14 protein-coding genes and 2 pseudogenes are annotated in these 15944 nt (G+C 59.0%); 6 read left to right on the top strand and 10 right to left on the bottom strand.

The window, feature by feature from the left end; translation table 11 throughout:
- Window positions 1–799, bottom strand: a 799-nt coding sequence (locus tag AWB78_RS31785; protein WP_232477955.1) for a hypothetical protein, incomplete at its 3' end; no start/stop codon positions are given.
- Between the two features lie 189 nt (window positions 800–988).
- Window positions 989–1432: an SET domain-containing protein gene (locus AWB78_RS31780; RefSeq protein ID WP_082883495.1), complete on the bottom strand. Its 444-nt coding sequence runs from the start codon at window positions 1430–1432 to the stop codon at window positions 989–991.
- 131 nt (window positions 1433–1563) lie between these two features.
- On the opposite strand from AWB78_RS31780, the gene AWB78_RS31775 reads away from it, so the two are divergent.
- On the top strand, window positions 1564–1740 hold the full coding sequence (locus tag AWB78_RS31775; protein WP_232477954.1) for a hypothetical protein: 177 nt from the start codon (window positions 1564–1566) through the stop codon (window positions 1738–1740).
- Window positions 1741–1771: 31 nt separating this feature from the next.
- Here AWB78_RS31775 and AWB78_RS31770 read toward each other — a convergent pair whose 3' ends face one another.
- The 3 genes and pseudogenes from AWB78_RS31770 to AWB78_RS31760 form a co-directional block, all read right to left on the bottom strand.
- Window positions 1772–2050: an HU family DNA-binding protein gene (locus AWB78_RS31770; protein WP_062610588.1), complete on the bottom strand. Its 279-nt coding sequence runs from the start codon at window positions 2048–2050 to the stop codon at window positions 1772–1774.
- Window positions 2051–2123: 73 nt separating this feature from the next.
- Window positions 2124–2399, bottom strand: coding sequence for a YlcI/YnfO family protein (locus AWB78_RS31765; protein WP_062610587.1), 276 nt, complete (start codon window positions 2397–2399; stop codon window positions 2124–2126).
- An 83-nt stretch (window positions 2400–2482) separates the two neighbouring features.
- A pseudogene (locus tag AWB78_RS31760) lies at window positions 2483–3500 on the bottom strand (DNA-binding protein).
- A gap of 1089 nt (window positions 3501–4589) precedes the next feature.
- Between AWB78_RS31760 and AWB78_RS31755 the strand changes: the two are divergent.
- From AWB78_RS31755 to AWB78_RS31740, 4 genes are all read left to right on the top strand, one after another.
- Complete coding sequence (locus tag AWB78_RS31755; RefSeq protein WP_062610586.1) at window positions 4590–5801, top strand: MalY/PatB family protein; 1212 nt, start codon at window positions 4590–4592, stop codon at window positions 5799–5801.
- Window positions 5798–6985 (top strand): MFS transporter, encoded by a 1188-nt coding sequence (locus AWB78_RS31750; RefSeq protein ID WP_062610585.1) that lies wholly within the window; start codon window positions 5798–5800, stop codon window positions 6983–6985. The genes AWB78_RS31755 and AWB78_RS31750 overlap by 4 nt, the downstream gene beginning before the upstream one ends.
- Window positions 6986–7164: 179 nt before the next feature.
- Window positions 7165–8463: an amino acid permease gene (locus AWB78_RS31745; protein WP_062610584.1), complete on the top strand. Its 1299-nt coding sequence runs from the start codon at window positions 7165–7167 to the stop codon at window positions 8461–8463.
- Window positions 8464–8518: 55 nt separating this feature from the next.
- Complete coding sequence (locus tag AWB78_RS31740; RefSeq protein WP_082883492.1) at window positions 8519–8857, top strand: carboxymuconolactone decarboxylase family protein; 339 nt, start codon at window positions 8519–8521, stop codon at window positions 8855–8857.
- A gap of 74 nt (window positions 8858–8931) precedes the next feature.
- On the opposite strand, the pseudogene AWB78_RS31735 reads toward AWB78_RS31740, so the two are convergent.
- Together AWB78_RS31735 and AWB78_RS31730 are read right to left on the bottom strand one after the other, a co-directional pair.
- Window positions 8932–9906: pseudogene (locus AWB78_RS31735) on the bottom strand (LysR family transcriptional regulator).
- 774 nt (window positions 9907–10680) lie between these two features.
- On the bottom strand, window positions 10681–11628 hold the full coding sequence (locus tag AWB78_RS31730; RefSeq protein WP_198399392.1) for a LysR family transcriptional regulator: 948 nt from the start codon (window positions 11626–11628) through the stop codon (window positions 10681–10683).
- A gap of 89 nt (window positions 11629–11717) precedes the next feature.
- Between AWB78_RS31730 and AWB78_RS31725 the strand changes: the two genes are divergently transcribed.
- Window positions 11718–12209: a GNAT family N-acetyltransferase gene (locus AWB78_RS31725; RefSeq protein ID WP_062610582.1), complete on the top strand. Its 492-nt coding sequence runs from the start codon at window positions 11718–11720 to the stop codon at window positions 12207–12209.
- 60 nt (window positions 12210–12269) lie between these two features.
- On the opposite strand, the gene AWB78_RS31720 is transcribed toward AWB78_RS31725, so the two are convergent.
- From AWB78_RS31720 to betC, 3 genes are read right to left on the bottom strand one after another with little or no spacing between them, the layout of a single operon-like run.
- Window positions 12270–13844, bottom strand: a complete 1575-nt coding sequence (locus tag AWB78_RS31720) for a tripartite tricarboxylate transporter permease (RefSeq protein WP_082883494.1) — start codon at window positions 13842–13844, stop codon at window positions 12270–12272.
- Between the two features lie 5 nt (window positions 13845–13849).
- A complete protein-coding gene (locus AWB78_RS31715; RefSeq protein ID WP_062610581.1) occupies window positions 13850–14326 on the bottom strand; it encodes a tripartite tricarboxylate transporter TctB family protein in 477 nt (158 codons plus the stop codon).
- A gap of 32 nt (window positions 14327–14358) precedes the next feature.
- On the bottom strand, window positions 14359–15942 hold the full coding sequence (betC, locus tag AWB78_RS31710) for a choline-sulfatase (protein ID WP_062610580.1): 1584 nt from the start codon (window positions 15940–15942) through the stop codon (window positions 14359–14361).
- Window positions 15943–15944 lie beyond the last annotated feature (2 nt).

The following is a 15944-nucleotide window of genomic DNA, read 5'->3' as shown; positions in this document are numbered from 1 at the left end:
GCTGGTCGCCTTCGTGTTCCCGGCGCTGAATCTCTGCCAACAGGACCATCGCGCGCGATGCCACGTGATCTCGCTGCACACGCGCCGATTCGAGCCGGCCAGCGAGTGCTGGCTTAACCAGTAGGAGCCAAGTCGGAAACCAAGCGTAATCGCCCACCTCGCCGCTGCCAGGAAATTCCGCATCGAAGCGCCGGCGTAACCCGTCCAGTGACGCGTCGCCCAGTCGGGCCAGTAGTGCGGCGATCCGTGCTGGTGCCAGCCACGCCAGTTCTGCGATGAGCGGCCACGCCGCATCCAGACCATCGGCGCGGTAGTACGCCTCCGTCATCCACGCGAGCGGCGCCGGGATTCGCCACCAGGATTCAATCGATTCGACCGATTCACGCGCCGCCCGCCAGTCGCCAGCGAGAAGCCAAAGCGGCGCGGCGTGGTGCTCAGGGTCGGCGCCGCGATAGACCAGCCCGGTGGCCCGCTGGGCGAGCGTTCGCCAGCTCGGTGCCAGCCATGCGTGGACGCGCTGCGCGGGTAAGACGCGCCGGGCGGCCGTCGCCACCACGTCCTCAAGGTGGCGACGGGCAATGGACAGGGCCGCATGGTCAGTCAAGGGTGCGGTCGATGCGGGCTCTAATTCGCCAGTCAGCACCGTCATCGCGGACAACGCGCCATCATTCGGAAATTCATCGGCCAGAAGACGGAGCGCCGTTTGTGCCGCGCCCGCCGTGCGCCGCTGCAGATGCTCCAGCACGTCGTTACGCAACATCACGTCACGGCTGTCGGCGAAGATATCGAGTTGCTGCATCGTCTGCGGTACCGTCATCGCGCTCAGTCAACTTGATCGTGAAGATGGGCCAGATTAGTCCATTTTGTCGTGCCGGGGAAGGTCATGATGCCAGCCTCGATCGCCAGGTCGAATACGCGCAGGCTATCCCGTCGGCACCGGATCGGAATGTCAAATCTCAGATCATTGATCAACGAAGCAGGACGGCGGTCAGCGACGCGGGGCCAGCATGGTCCCACGACATTGCGAAGCCTTGCAGCGGCAGGCATACAGCTGCTTCAACGCCGCGCTCTGGCGGCCCTCCACAAAGAGCAGGTAGTCGATAAAGACTTCACTACCCGGCTCAATGTCACGGAGTGCGTGAATGAAGACACGACTGCCTTCTTGCTCGGACTCACAGTTCGGCGCACAGCTGTGGTTGATCCAGCGTGCCGAGTTGCCGCCCTGCGCGCCGTCGATCACCCGCCCGTCGTCGAGATCAAAGAAAAACGTGTGTCCGTCTTCGGCCGCCGATCGCGCGTATTGACGCTGTGCTTCTTGCCACGACACGAGCTTGCCCTTGTACTCGAGGATTTTTTCCCCCGCCCGGATCCGGGTGAGCGCAAAGACGCCGCGTCCATGGACGGGCGAAGAACGTACAACGATGCGGCGCATGCCTCTACTCTTCTCTGTGGCTGTGAAGTGACGATCTAACGACACGGTGGCGCGGGCGCCGCGGCTTGGCATAATGCGAACGACGCAGCCGCTTTTGCCCGCCCATGCCCTCAACGACCGGTCTCCGCCGAATGAAACGCAAACCGCCACGCGGGACCCTCGTGCGCTATGAAGACCGCATCGTCGAGGTGTTGGGTGAAGCCCGTGGGCAGCGCATCATGATCCGATCGATCCACGCGGACGGCACCGAACGTCTCACGGCAGTCAAGCTGAACAACCTACGACCGTTGGACGATCAACTCTTCTGACGTGGCGGCGATGACTGAATCCCGCCTTCGCTCACGACTGATTGACGGCGTCCTTGAAGGCCTTACCTGCCGTGAACTTGACAGTCTTGGCCGCCGCGATCTCAATCGTCGCACCGGTCTGCGGATTCCGACCGGTCCGGGCGGCGCGTTCGCCGGTCCCGAATGATCCAAAGCCGATCAGTTGAACGGCGTCTCCCGCGGCCACGGCTTTCGAAATTGTCTCAAACACGGCATTGATGGTCTCTTCTGCGGCGACTTTGCTCGTACCCGACTCCGACGCAACCGCGTCGATCAGTTCCTGCTTGTTCATTGAAGTCTCTTCCTCTCTATTGAAAACAAACGCGATCTTACCGAACCGCTACGAAAACAGCCGACCGCCGCTTCTACGAGGATGCATCGGTCGCATCAAGGTCGAACAGATCCGAGGTCGTGTTGTGCGCGGCGAGCAGCTCGGGCAAATCGCCATTTCGAACCTTGGTTAGCGTCTCCGGCGACAGCCAGATCTGTTCCATCGCGTCGATGCCTTCCTCGATCATCCGCTGCATGAAGAACGACTGCTTGCGCCCCGTGGCCTCTGCCAGCACCCGCAACCGCTGCTCGATGACGGGGTCGATGCGCACCGCCACGACCCGCAATTTGTTTTCCGCCGATCTTCTCATCCGTTCACTCCTTTCGCCGTCGGCGGGTCTAGGGCGCCAAATGGCATGGATTGCGCCACTCACTGGCGCCACCCGGTCACTATCTACGTTCGAGCTTTCGCCCTCGCCGTTTTGCCCACGGCGGCCTTTCGGGCTACTCGTCTGACTGGCGGACTGGATTCGGCCGGCTGCGCGCGCCGCTCCGCGGGCCGCGTCGTTGTTCCGCGCAGCGACTTCAACTGCTCCTGAAGTGACTTGTGTGCTGCTTCGAGCGCAGCGAGCTTGCCCTGGAGCACGCCGGTCTGATGGCGGGCGTCGCCCTGCTGCTCCTGCAGCGCTTCGACGGTGCGACGATGCTCGGCCTCTCGCTTCTCTGCCCGCTTAGCCGCATCGGCTAATTCTTTCTGAACCTTTGCCGTGGCGCTGCGTTCCCGATCGATTTCCAGCAGCGCCCGCTTTTCGGATGCGCGTAAGCGCTCCTCGGCACGGCCGGCCGTCTCGCGGAGCTTCTCCAGATCGCGCGAGAAAGTGTGACGGACCGTCTCCAGTTCTCGCTCGCGTGCGAGGGCCTCTTCACCGAGACGCTTGATCTCCGCCTCGAGCGCTTTGCGCGTGGCCGACTTCAGCCCGCTGCCGCTCAAACTCACGGATTTCCACCTGCGCTGCCAGCAACACTGCGGTGCGCTGCTCCAGCGCCGTTTCTGTACGGCCCAGTTCTTCTCGGGCCGCAACCACTTTTTGCTGCGCGTCGGCGCGCTGTGCTTCGACCTCATCGCGCAGCGCAGTCAGGTTAGCGTGCGCCGAGGTCGTCGCGCGCGTCCACAGCGTGCCGATTAGTTCGCCCGCGGCGTCGCTCAGATCCTTCGGCAAGTCGGGATGCTCGATGCGCACCCGGCTTTTCTCGCGCAACTCCGCCCAGAACTCGCTCAGCACCGACGCGGGCGTGCTCATGGTGCCGCGCCGGACCAGGTTGTAAAGGCGATTGGCCGTGGGCGGCACGCCGAAGCGGAAAAACAGCAGCGCACAGACCTCGCGATAGAGCTCGCGCGTCTTGGGGAACTCGACCTTGAGGCGCTCGATATCGGCCGCGAGGCGGGTTTCATCGGAGAGAACGTCGGACATGGACGCAAAGGAGCAGGGAACGCACCTATAGTACAACGTATTTCGCACCAAATCTAACGAGGGCGAGCCACTGTTTTGACATTAATCGCTACGGTCGAGCCCTGAAATCAGGAATGCAAACGACAATTCGATCAGTTTAGTTATATCAAATGTACTCTGCGCAAGCACGACGCTCGCTCTTAATCTGCTTCCGCCTGCGCGCGAGCCGAGTCTTCTCCTGACTCCTGCCGTACGCTGCTTCGACAGCGGTGACAACGCCAGTGATTGCGCCGGTCAGATCCAAGCGCACATTGCCTTCGACGGTGCCGCGGTCAACGCTATTGGAGCTGTCTCGAGTCCCAGCGAGGCCGCTCGGGCACGCACGTTCTTGAGAATCCCAGCCTTGAGGGGCACCTTTGATGCGGGACTGTGCGGAAACGCGTGCGCGAAATGTCGTTGCATTGTGGTGACTGCGCGCGCGGCTGCGTCAGCAGACGTTCTGCGGAGGCTTCAATGGTCCTTGAGCTCCCGGGTGACGTCCACTGGCGATGACGTCAAGCGTGAAGCAACCTCTTTGCGGTTCGTGCCTTGGTTCAGCTGCGCCTTGAACGCGGCGAACTGTTCGAATCCCATCGTGCGTGCCTGAAATCAGATGCCTAATTTTACCAGTCGCCTTCAAACATCGCCGTCATCAACTCGCACGACGTCCTAACCGATTCCTCGCTGTCATAGTACCTACGTCGGAATGTCCCGCCATCCGGGGGCACGACCGCCGTTTGCAAGGTCGCTTTCGATTAGTAGTGGATTGGATTCCCGTGGACCCGTATTCATTGACTCGAGCGAAGCTCCGCCGCGTGACGAATTGGCGCCGCCCCCGTATGCACTCGAGTTGATATTTGGGTTGTTGCCATCGAGACGGCCGGTTAATGGAACAAATCGATCTGTATTCGGATGTGCTGGACTGGTTGACAACTCCGCAGGACCTGCTCGCCACCGAGCCGCTGCGGCTCCATTTGTGACCAAAATTCAAAGGTGCTCGTCGTATATCGCGCTTTTGCGGGGCGTTCGCCAGGAACACAATGCTACTTCCCCATCTCACGAGCGTTGACCATGTACGACTTCGACGAACTCATTGACCGCCGTAATTCGAACTCGAACAAGTGGGCCGGAGCCCGAAAACGGCTGACTCCCGAGCAATACGCCGCAGATCCTCTACCAATGTGGGTTGCCGACATGGATTTCCGGATTGCCCAGCCGATCCGGGATGCCATTCAACGCGAGCTGGATCATGGGATTTTCGGGTATGGAAGTACGCCGGACTCATATGTCGATGCGGTGATGCAATGGCATGCTCGCCGCTATGGCTGGCAGACGAAAGCTGAGTGGCTCACCCAATCGCCAGGTGTTGTGAACGCTATCAACATGGCAATGCAAGCTTTTTCCCAACCAGGCGACCACGTAGCCACCCTGACTCCCGTTTACGTTCACTTTCACCATGACGTAGTGATCAATGGTCGACGCCTGATTCAGGTCCCTCTTCAACTAGAGGGCGGACGATACCGATTTGATCCTCACGCGTTCGAGTCCTCTCTTCCCACGGAAACGAAGCTATTCATCCTTTGTCATCCCCATAATCCGACCGGCAACGTCTGGACTCCCGCAGAACTTCGTACTATGGCGGAGATTTGCGAACGTCGCGGCATTGTGGTTATTTCGGACGAAGTGCATGCGGATTTCGTTTTCGGTAGGCGACACGTGCCGTATGCAAGTCTTGATGAGAGGATGGCACAGCACTCAATAACGTGTACTGCACCAAGTAAAACGTTCAATCTAGCAGGGCTGCAATGCGCGAATGTTTTTATCCCGAACGATCGCCTGCGCGCAGCGTTTCGAGCTCAGTGTGAAAAGTCCGGATTGACTCTCAATAATACCATTGGCACAGCTGCATGCGAGGCAGCGTACCGATACGGGGAGCCGTGGGCAGATGCGATGCTTAACTACATTCAAGGAAATCATGCGCATTTCGCCGCCGGAGTCGTCGAGCGCAACCTTCCATTCGCAGTCACGCCGACCGAGTCGCTTTACCTCGCGTGGCTCGATTTTCGGCGGCTCGGATTGGACGATGTTGCGTTGAATGACTTCCTCCTTCGCCGCGCACGTGTGTGGCTTGATCGAGGAACGAAGTTTGGCGAAGGTGGTTCGGGCTTCATGCGAATCAACCTTGGCTGCCCCCGCGCGATTATCGATGAAGCGCTCGATCGGCTTTCGAACGCGCTGCGTGACCACGGTGTGCCAGTCGCGGAAATGGAGCAGGAGATATGAAAAGCATGCGCATCGATCAAAATGTGCTGCGTTTGTCTATGGCCCAGGCCTTCGCAGGTGCGAACTCGGCGGTGGTCTATGCTACTGGCGCCATCATCGGAAACGAACTCGCGCCAAGCCCATCGCTTGCAACAATGCCGATATCGATCTTCGTTGCGGGCATGGCAATGGCGACCATACCTGCTGGCATTATCGCCCGCAGGTATGGTCGGCGGGTCGCCTTCATGACTGGCAATGCTTGTGGGGTTGCAGTCGGGTTACTAGCAGCAGCCGGGATTTTGCTGGCGTCGTTCTGGCTGTTTTGCGTCGGGATGTTGTTCGGTGGCGCTTATGCAGCAATTGTGCTGACCTTCCGATTCGCAGTCGCGGACTGCGTTCCTTTGGAGAAACGGGCACGAGCGCTTTCTACCGTGATGGTGGGTGGGGTACTCGCCGGTGTTCTAGGGCCGCAACTCGCCAACATAACGATGAACCTCTGGCCCCCACATGCCTTCGCGGTGACTTACATTGCAGCAGCCGTAGTCGCTGCCCTCTCGGCAGTCGTGCTTCGGGGAGTCAAATTTAGCTTTCATACGCCGGAAGTCGTAACCGGAGGGCGGACGCTAAGCGAGATACTGTGCCAGCCGCGGCTCTTGACGGCAATGCTTAGTGGAATGGTGAGTTACATGATGATGAACTTCCTCATGACCTCCGCGCCTCTTGCAATGGATCTCTGCGGAATCACGCGCGCGGCATCCAACATGGGGATTCAGTGGCACATCGTGGCGATGTACGCCCCTAGCTTCTTCACGGGACGTCTTATTTCGCGTTTTGGCGCTCCACGAATCGTGTTATCCGGACTTGCGTTCATTGCACTCGCCGCATTCGCCGGACTTTCAGGACTTGATGTGGCTCATTTTTGGACATCGCTGATACTCCTCGGCATTGGATGGAATTTCGGGTTCCTGGGGTCATCGGCGCTTGTGCTTGAGTGTCATTCCCCCGAGGAACGGACTCGCGTCCAATCCGTCAACGACTTCGTAGTATTCGGGTCGTTGGTTATTGGATCTTTTGCTTCTGGCGGCCTGCTTTCTACACATGGATGGGTAGCAGTTTGCATCGTTGCATTTTTTCCAGTCGCAACTGCTGCGCTCGCGATCGCCTTGCTTCCAGCATGGCGCGTGCGTGGCGCACAAAGCGCGTAACCCCACAAGCGAACCACTAAATTCTTTCGCAAAATTCACAAGTGCGATGAAGAAGTCGCGCTTCCAACAACAAAGGACACTTGCTTAAATCGAACAACGCCGGAGGAGCACTCTCTCCGGCTGTTTGATTACCCAAAAATTACGGAGACTGAAATGTGGAAGGTATTGGAGAATTTGCGATGAAGACCACAACAGGTGCATTTCTGAACGCAAATGATAATGTGAATTCATATCCCAAGCTTGGGGCCTACGACGTGGGCTGGATTGTGCTTTGCATTGGGATGGCGATCGGGTCAGGGATAATCTTTCTTCCGATACAAATGGGCGTGAAGGGATTTTGGGTTTCCATCACATCGCTAATGATCGCGTATCCAGCGGTTTACTGCATGTCCAAGGTTTATCTCCAATCGCTCTCCGCCACCGAAAGCTGTGATGATTATGCCAATATTGTCACTCAGTATCTTGGAAAGAACTGGGGTGCCGCATTAGGAGTTGCGTACTTCATCATGCTGTTGAAGGGGATGCTCGCTTACGCATCCGCAATCACCAAGGATAGCGCCTCGTACCTTCAGACCTACGGCGTAACCCATCACTCGCTGGGCAGTTCGGTCTGGTATATCTCGTTATTGATAGGCGCGATGGTTCTCATCGCGTCGCGAGGTGAGCGGCTCCTGTTTCGGATCTCCGGTCCCTTGATCGTGGTGAAGCTATCGATTGTCGTATTTCTGGGCGTTTCCATGATTCCATATTGGGACATACGGCATCTGGGCATCATTAACTTTCCCAACGCGCTGAGTTTCCTTCGCGACCTTCTGCTTACCCTACCGTTCTCAATGTTCTCGATCCTGTTCGTCCAGATCCTGAACCCAATGAACGTCGCTTTTCGGAAGAGAGAGTCAGACCGACGGATTGCAACTTTCAGAGCTCTTCGAGCTAGCAGGTATGCATACACCGTTCTCGTGGTCTGCGTTATTTTCTTCGGATTCTCGTTTCTTCTGTCGATTACCCCTGCCGAAGCCCGGTATGCGTTGGACAATAATATCTCCGCCTTAGCACTGGCAGCAAAGGTCATGTCTGGCGATGTTGTAAGGATACTGTCGACGTTGCTCAATGTCGTGGCCATCTTTACGGCATTCTTCGGAATTTATCTAGGGTTCCACGATGCTTTAAAAGGCATCGTCGTCAATGCAATTGATCGGGTCATCGTGCGTAGCGAGACGTTCAACAAGATACTTCCGCTTTGCATCGCCGCTGGAACAATCGGACTGCTCGTTGCTTGGGTAGTGTTTGGAATTTCGGCAATGTCTCTCATGCAGATCACGGTGCCTGTCTTCGGCGTCGTCTCGTGTCTGATTCCATGCTGCCTCATCTGGCGAGTACCTGCTCTGAAGCAGCTTCGGACGCCGAGTTCGGTACTTGTCTTTCTGTTTGGCCTGCTCTTGGTTGCATCACCGTTTTTCAAGCTTTTGGAGCATTGAAGTCAGCGTGGCACATTTGAAGGGATCATTTTCTAGCACAGGAGAAGGTACGACCATGAGTGATTGGAAGCAGATATTCGGAGATGTTCGATCGGGCGCGACCAAGTTGGCTCAGGCCACCCCAGCCATAGTCAAGGCCTTCACCGACCTGAACCGGTCGACTTCCCAGGAATCGTCACTGGACGAGAAAACGAGGGAGCTAATTGCCCTGGCTGTAGCCGTTACAACGCGTTGTGATGGCTGCATAGCAGCACACGCTCAAGCTGCGCAAAAGGCCGGGGCATCAAAACAGGAAGTTGCGGACGCTTTGGGAACCGCTATTTCCCTGAATGCAGGCGCAGCATTCGTCTACTCGACACGAGTCCTGGAAGCCTTTGATCAATTCGGCGCATAAAGCTTTCGAAGTAGGCCGGCGTTTTGTCACACGCGGACACCATTCATTGATGTCCGCGCTCGCGACTGAAGCGGTCATGCTGAGTCAGTTGCTGACACGCCGGTCGGATCTTGCAATGCCCGGTCCCAAGATGGGATCTCTCCGATCTCAGCGACGATAAAGTCGATGAAACTACGAATCAGTGCGTTCGCATATTTAGATCGGTAGTACATCGCATAGAGAGTGTGGGAGATTGCCGCGCGGAACTCCGGCAGAACAAGAATAAGCTTACCGTTGACAATGTCATCCGCCACCAGATAGGTGGGAAGGCATGCGACGCCAAAACCACCAAGGGCGGCTTCACGCAACGCAACGCTTGAATTGGACGTCAAGCATGCCTTCACGGCGACCTGTCTTGATAGGTCGCCGCGACTGAACGTCCAGGCACCGTTCATAGTCATTGCCGGGTAAACGAGGCAACGATGCTTCTATAGATCATCAGGTTCTTCGATCGCACCGTGACTAGAGAGGTAGTCGGGAGATGCGCAATATGCCCAATGAATCATCGCGAGCTTACGCGCGGCATAAGTGGAATCCGTGTTGCTTGTTATTCTAATGGCGACGTCGAAGTTTTCTTCGGCAAGATTGACGCAATGATCATCTAGCGAAATGTTCGCATCCACCTCGGACTGGACGTCTAGGTAGCGGCTCAGAATCGGCGTGAGTTGCCTGCTTCCAAATGCTATTGAGCAAGTTAGCCGCAAGGTACCTTTAATTCTTTGGGACTGGCGTGCCTCGTCGAGCGTAGTATCGATCTCTGAGAGAATCGCGTTTGCCCGCTCGAACATGATGCGACCGGTCTCGGTGAGCGTCAGGCTTCGTGTCGTGCGTTTCACCAATAAAACGCCTAGCCGCTCCTCCAATTGCGCAAGGCTTTTGCTAACCGCCGACGGGGAAAGATTAAGTTCCCGTGCCGCCGCGGAGAGGCTGCCGAGTTCGCCGATACGCACGAAGACTGTGATTTGCGTGAGCGTTGCAAAGCTCTTCAAAATATAGGCCCGTTGAAACACATGAGATCGGTTTCGCCGAGTTTTTGGGTGGAGGCGTTCTCACATCGACGGCTTTAGAAGGGCCGCCGCCGTCCCTGCAATGATGCGTTACCCCGTCGAGATAGCCCACCCTGCATCGGCAAAGTCGGCTGCGTATGCTCCAGCATCCACCACTGGCAGTTCCGTATAGGCAGTCTACCTCGCCTATGGGGTTGGTTCAAATAAAGATTCGTTCGGCCCCGTCTCCATTGATGCAATCGGTGGGTGAGGTAAAGCGGTCGACTGCTGCATCAGCGTTCCTGCTGGAAACGGTGCGTTGGTCTTCTCGCAGGCACGAGTGATGGCTCGTCCCACTGAGGTGTCTGCTCGCAACCCCGTACACTAAGGCGGCGACTGGAACTTTCTCAGTAGATGTGATCCGGCGTCACGGGGGCTGAGAGCAAGGCTATCTCCGAGAAGCGCGCCGGAGCCTGGCAGGCGCGCGAGGCATCGTGGGTAGCACAATCTCGCAGCACGCGCGATGGTCCAGACGTCACCGCCGCGCCCCGTAGTCGACCCAAAGCGGACGGTCACACCATCAAATGGTCAACGACGGGTTTCGGATAATCAGCAGCTCGACAAACAAGCCTGCATGATGCGCGAATGTAGGAAGTTCGCACGCGAGCACCGATCGCCAGGCTTTTCGCGACTCGACGAGTCCACGGACTGCTGACCTGCTCCGCGAAGCTCGCGATTCAGCGCAGTCTCTGCGCTCGCAATTTTCTGCTAAGCGCGGGCAGACTCACACGAACCGGCTCATGACTGTCTTGTCGCAGTCTCTTCCGATACCACTCGCGATGCCCAAAGCATCTGCTGACGCATCCAGCGATGTGAGAGTGCCGCCGAGTGCCGTCGATGAAAATACGCTTTGAGCACGTAACGCGGGACATCGAACGGCGTGGTACGGAAGGTAATCGGAACGGCGGCAGCGAGTTGTTGAACGACCCGGCGAGGCAATGTGATCAGATGATCTGAGTTCGCAACGATGAATGGCGCAGCCATCACGCTTGGCAACTGCACGGAAACATCCCGCTCCAGTCCGAGCCGCAATAACGCTGCATCGATGACACTTCCTTCCGTGTTCCACGGTGTCACCACGACATGACGCTCGGCGAGGTACTGTTCCAACGAAAGCTTCTTCCCGATTCGCGGGTGTCCTTGCCTGAATGCGACGACGTAATCGTCCGCAAAACAATCGAGCGACTCCAGTCCCGCCTGCGCACCTTCACTTTCATCGGAAAAACCGAGGGCGAATTGAACCCGCCCGGACGCGAGTTCATCAATTGATTCGCGATGCGTGGAATACACCACTCGGACGCGTAGGTGAGGCGCGCAGCGCTCCAGCGCGGCAATGAGCGATGGCAGCATCGCGAACGCCGTGAAATCGGTTGCGGCGAAAGTGAAGAGCTGATGGCTTGTCGATGGATCAAATGAGCCGACATCTTCCAGAGCTCCAGTGAGCGTGCGCAGCGCTTCCTCAATTCCCGGCGCCAGCTGCTCGGCACGCGCGGTCGGCTGCATGCCATTGCCGTAGCGCACGAAAAGTTCGTCCTCCAGTGTGTCGCGCAGGCGCGAAAGTGCGTGACTGCACGCGGATGAACTCAACGCGAGTTCATCCGCAGCCGCGGCTACGCTTCGATGCCGAGAGAGAGCGTCGAAGACGAGGAGAAGGTTGAGATCGACTCGTCTGAGGAGATCATGCATGATGTGCAGCATCGGCTGAAGAAATTGCAGTACGTGCAATTTAGCATTGGTTTTATTATCTTGCTCTTTACCTTTCCCGAACCACGCAGATGAGTACGCCCACTTTCCGTCAAGCGGTGCCTTCGGATACCGACCGCTGCTTCGAAATCGAAATATCCGCATACGAAGGCGATGAAGCGGCGACGCGCGAGAAAATCGCGACGCGAATCGCGCAGTATCCTCAGGGATTTCTCGTGATGGAACTGGATGGCCGGATCGTCGGCTTCATCAATGGCGGATGCGCCTATGACGTGGTCATGTCCGATGAGGCGTTCAAGGAACTCATCGGACACGATCCCGCCGCGCCGAACGTCGTGATCATGTCAGTGGTAATCGACCCGGCGTATCAGGGGCGCGGCTATGCGTCGCTGATGATGCGAACCTTCGTCTCGCAGATGACGGCGATGGGGAAGGAGACCATTCATCTCATGTGCAAGGAGCGTCACGTCGCGCTTTATGAAAAGCTGGGGTATCGCTATGTCAGACCGTCGAGTTCCGATCATGGCGGCATGACCTGGCATGAGATGGAAATGATGCTTTGAGCGCAGGTTTGTGGCGCTGCCTCGCACGAAAATTGGGGCGCTCACGCGCCCCGGTTCACTTCAGACACCGCCCGATTCCGACGAGACACTCACGCGCGCCGTCTGCTCCGGATCGTGATCCGGTCCGTGCGCCGTCGCTTGCCTGTCTCGCCGATTCCGCCACGCCGAGACCATCACCGCGAGCAGCAGGATCGTCGATGCAGCAATGAACGCCGCGCTGATCGGACGCTGCACGAACACCGACACATCCCCGCGCGACAACAGCAAGGCCCGGCGAAAGTTCTCTTCGACCATCGGCCCGAGCACGAAGCCGAGCAGAATCGGCGCGACGGAAAAGCCCAGGCACATCAGCAGCGCGCCGAGCACGCCGAACGCCAGCACTTCCCACACATGAAAGAGGCTGTTCTGCGTGCTGAACACGCCCACCGCGATGAAGAACATCGCGCACGGAAACATGAAACGATACGGCACGCGCAGCATCTTCACCCATACGCCGATCAACGGAATGTTGAGCACCATCAGCAGCACATTGCCGATCCAGAAGCTCGCAACGAGTCCCCAGAAGATGTCCGGATGCTCGCCGATCAGTTGCGGCCCCGGCGTGATGCCCTGCACCAGCAGCGCGCCGAGGATCAGCGCCATGACGGCGTCGCCGGGAATGCCGAGGCTCATCGTCGGGATGAAATCCACCTGGGTCTTCGAATGCGCCGATGCCTCCGGCGCCGCCACGCCCGCGATCATCCCCGTGCCGAACTTCTCGGGGTTTCTCGAAATCTTGCGTTCCAGCGCATAGGCGATGAACGTGGTGATGGTCGGCCCCGTGCCCGGCATCGCGCCGAACAGCGTGCCGACGCCCGTGCCGCGCACCATTGGCCAGAACGCTTTTTTGAGCTCGCCGCGCGTGGGGAACATGTCGCGCACGCGCAGCTTCGCGCTGTTGCCGACGATGACCAGCCGGTTCACGTTGAGCAGAAAGTCCGCCACGCCGAAGAGGCCCATCGCGATCGCCACGAGTTCGAGGCCGTCGCTGAGTTCGGGCACGCCCATCGTGAAACGGAACGTGCCGCTGTTCGGATCGGTGCCGACGATGCCGCACAGCATGCCGAACACGGTCATCGCCACGCCCTTGAGCGGCGAGCCGCGCGACATCGTTGAACCCGCCAGCAGGCCCAGCAGCATGATCGAAAAGAGTTCCGCCGGACCGAACTTGAACGAGATCGTCGTGAGCAGCGGCGACGCGAAGATCATCACCAGAATGCCGACCGATGCCGCGAAGAACGAGCAGATCATCGTGATGCCGAGCGCGGTGCCGCCTTTTCCGGCGCGCGTCATCGGATAACCGTCGAGACACGTGACGGCATGCGGCGGATGCGAAGGCAGGTTGAGCAGAATCGCGCCGATCGCGCCGCCGTATTGCGAGCCATAGAAGATGCCGGCCAGCATCAGGATGGCGGGCACCGGATGCATCACGTAGGTGAGCGGCATCAGGATCGAGATCGCCGAGAGCGCGCCCATGCCCGGCAACACGCCGATCAGGTTGCCCACCAGCACGCCGAACAGTGACCAGAGCAGATTGGAGCCTTGCAGCGCGACGCCGAAGCCGAACCAGAGATCGTGAAGAGCGGTCATGTCCATGATGTTCAGGCTCCCCATGCAAAGAGCGGCAACTGCAGCTTCAGCGCCCACGAAAACACGATGGCCGCCACCACGCACATCGCGAGCGAGAGCAGCACGGCATGCTTGATCGTGTTCGTGCGGTCGCCGAGCGATGCGATGAAGACGATCGCGAACGTCGCCGGAATCAGGCCGCCAAACTTCCCGACGAGTACGAACGCGATCACCGAAACCACGATGCACAGCGCGCCGCGCCATTCGGGCAGCCGGTGGCCGTGCTCCTTCGCGGCGTCGTCGGATGCGCCCTGTCCGCTCGCCGTGATCGCGATGAGCGCGCCGACGAAAGCCAGTAGCGCACCGAGCGCGACGGGAAAGAAGCCGGGACCCATGCGGCTCAGCGAGCCGGTGTGATACTGCAGGCCGGAGCTGACGCAGACGAGCCCGGTCAGCGTCAGCAGCGTGCCGCCTATGTGATCCTTCCTGATTCGCAAAAAGCTGTTCATCTCCTGCTCTCCTGGATGGGCTACTGAGCCGCCTACACCGCATCGGGCTGAATGGCGAGGTCGCTGACGCTTGTCTGCGCGACCGGCGCGACATAGGGAAAGCGCGCGCGCCCCTTGACCGCGACCGTGCCTTCGGCGTCGCCGCCGCCGCGTACGTATCGCTCCTTGTCGCCCTTGCGCACTTCGTGCGACCAGTTGTCCCGTTTGCTCGTGTCCCGCATGACCGACCAGATGGTCTCGCGGCCAGCCTGACTTTCGAGGATGCGTCGATGGATCGCGTCGGGAGTCCAGTCGCTGAGCAGCGAGACGCGCAGCCGTTCCTCGATATCCGCGACTTCCGCGCGGCCGGCGAGGTTGTCGTGCTCGAGCGGATCGCGGCTCAGGTCGAAGAGCATCGGCTCGTGACCGTGGACGTAGATGTATTTGTAGCTGCCTTCGCGAATCATCCGGCAAGGCGCGCACACGCCCATGTCGCTGTATTCGGAGACGACGCGATCAGGGCCTTGCATGGTCCCGCCGCACGCGAGCGACGTCAGATCGGCGCCGTCGAGCGGTGTGTTGACGTTCACATTGCCGTCGTCGGCAAAGGCGAGCACCGTGGGCATCAAATCGACGAGAGAGACGTTGCGTTGCACGCGATGTCCCTGTCCGATGCCCGGTCCGCTCATGATCAGCGGCACGCGGGCGGCGCTTTCGAAGAAGGTCTGCTTGTACCACATGCCGCGCTCGCCGAGCATCTCGCCGTGATCGCTCGTGAAGATCACGATGGAGTCGTCGAGCAAACCGACCTGCTTCAGCGTGCTCATCAGTTCGCCGATCTTGTCGTCGACGTAACTCACCATGCCGTAGTAGGCGTGGCGCGCATTGCGGACGTGCTCGTCGGTGACCTCGATGCGATCGCGGCCATGCGAGTAGTACAGCCAGCGGCTGTGCGTGTCCAGTTCGTCCAATGGGATCGGGCCGGTGCGCGGCATGTCGATGTCGTCGTGACGATAACGGCCCCAGTATTCCTGCGGCGCGGTGTACGGCGAATGCGGATGCGAAAACGAAACCGTCAGAAAGAACGGTCGATTGCGGTCGCCGCGCGCGAGATCGTAAATCTTCTGCCGCGCGAGGAACGCGGTCTCGTCGTCGTAGTCGAGTTGCAGGCTGCGGATGCATGGCCCCGCTTCGACCACTGCGCGCATGCTGATGCCGGTCGGGGCGTTGCGCGGCCCCGCCTTCCAGTCGGGCACCCAGGCGAAATCGGCGGGATAGATGTCGGTGTTGAGACGCTCGCCATAGCCGTGCAACTGATCGGGGCCGACGAAGTGCATCTTGCCGCTCAACGTAGTGCTGTAGCCGAGCCGCCTCAGATAGTGCAAAAGCGTCGGCTGCGCGGCGGCGAGCTCGCTCGCGTTATCGAAGGCTTCGATCGCGTGCGGCAGCCGTCCCGTGAGCATCGAATAGCGCGACGGCGCGCAAATCGGGAAGTTGCAGTAGGCGCTGTCGAACGTGACGCCGTTCTCGCTTAACGCGGCAATATGGGGCGCTTTGACGATCCGGTTGCCGTAGTTCTGGAGTGCGAACACGGTCAGTTGGTCCGCCATCAGAAGGATGATGTTCGGGCGACGCATGG

Source organism: Caballeronia calidae (genome assembly GCF_900044055.2).
Classification (GTDB): Bacteria; Pseudomonadota; Gammaproteobacteria; order Burkholderiales; family Burkholderiaceae; genus Caballeronia; species Caballeronia calidae.
The sequence above is the reverse complement of the archived record's forward strand: the minus strand, read 5'-3'. Positions and strand labels throughout refer to the sequence as shown.

Excerpts from the sequence above, each read along its gene's own strand:
- AWB78_RS31755 (WP_062610586.1), top strand. The coding sequence starts at position 4,590 with ATGTACGACTTCGACGAACTCATTGACCGCCGTAATTCGAACTCGAAC.
- AWB78_RS31725 (WP_062610582.1), top strand. The coding sequence starts at position 11,718 with ATGAGTACGCCCACTTTCCGTCAAGCGGTGCCTTCGGATACCGACCGC.
- AWB78_RS31750 (WP_062610585.1), top strand. The coding sequence starts at position 5,798 with ATGAAAAGCATGCGCATCGATCAAAATGTGCTGCGTTTGTCTATGGCC.
- AWB78_RS31770 (WP_062610588.1), bottom strand. The coding sequence starts at position 2,050 with ATGAACAAGCAGGAACTGATCGACGCGGTTGCGTCGGAGTCGGGTACG.
- AWB78_RS31730 (WP_198399392.1), bottom strand. The coding sequence starts at position 11,628 with ATGCATGATCTCCTCAGACGAGTCGATCTCAACCTTCTCCTCGTCTTC.
- AWB78_RS31720 (WP_082883494.1), bottom strand. The coding sequence starts at position 13,844 with ATGGACATGACCGCTCTTCACGATCTCTGGTTCGGCTTCGGCGTCGCG.
- AWB78_RS31745 (WP_062610584.1), top strand. The coding sequence starts at position 7,165 with ATGAAGACCACAACAGGTGCATTTCTGAACGCAAATGATAATGTGAAT.
- AWB78_RS31740 (WP_082883492.1), top strand. The coding sequence starts at position 8,519 with ATGAGTGATTGGAAGCAGATATTCGGAGATGTTCGATCGGGCGCGACC.
- AWB78_RS31780 (WP_082883495.1), bottom strand. The coding sequence starts at position 1,432 with ATGCGCCGCATCGTTGTACGTTCTTCGCCCGTCCATGGACGCGGCGTC.
- AWB78_RS31715 (WP_062610581.1), bottom strand. The coding sequence starts at position 14,326 with ATGAACAGCTTTTTGCGAATCAGGAAGGATCACATAGGCGGCACGCTG.
- betC (WP_062610580.1), bottom strand. The coding sequence starts at position 15,942 with ATGCGTCGCCCGAACATCATCCTTCTGATGGCGGACCAACTGACCGTG.
- AWB78_RS31765 (WP_062610587.1), bottom strand. The coding sequence starts at position 2,399 with ATGAGAAGATCGGCGGAAAACAAATTGCGGGTCGTGGCGGTGCGCATC.
- AWB78_RS31775 (WP_232477954.1), top strand. The coding sequence starts at position 1,564 with ATGAAACGCAAACCGCCACGCGGGACCCTCGTGCGCTATGAAGACCGC.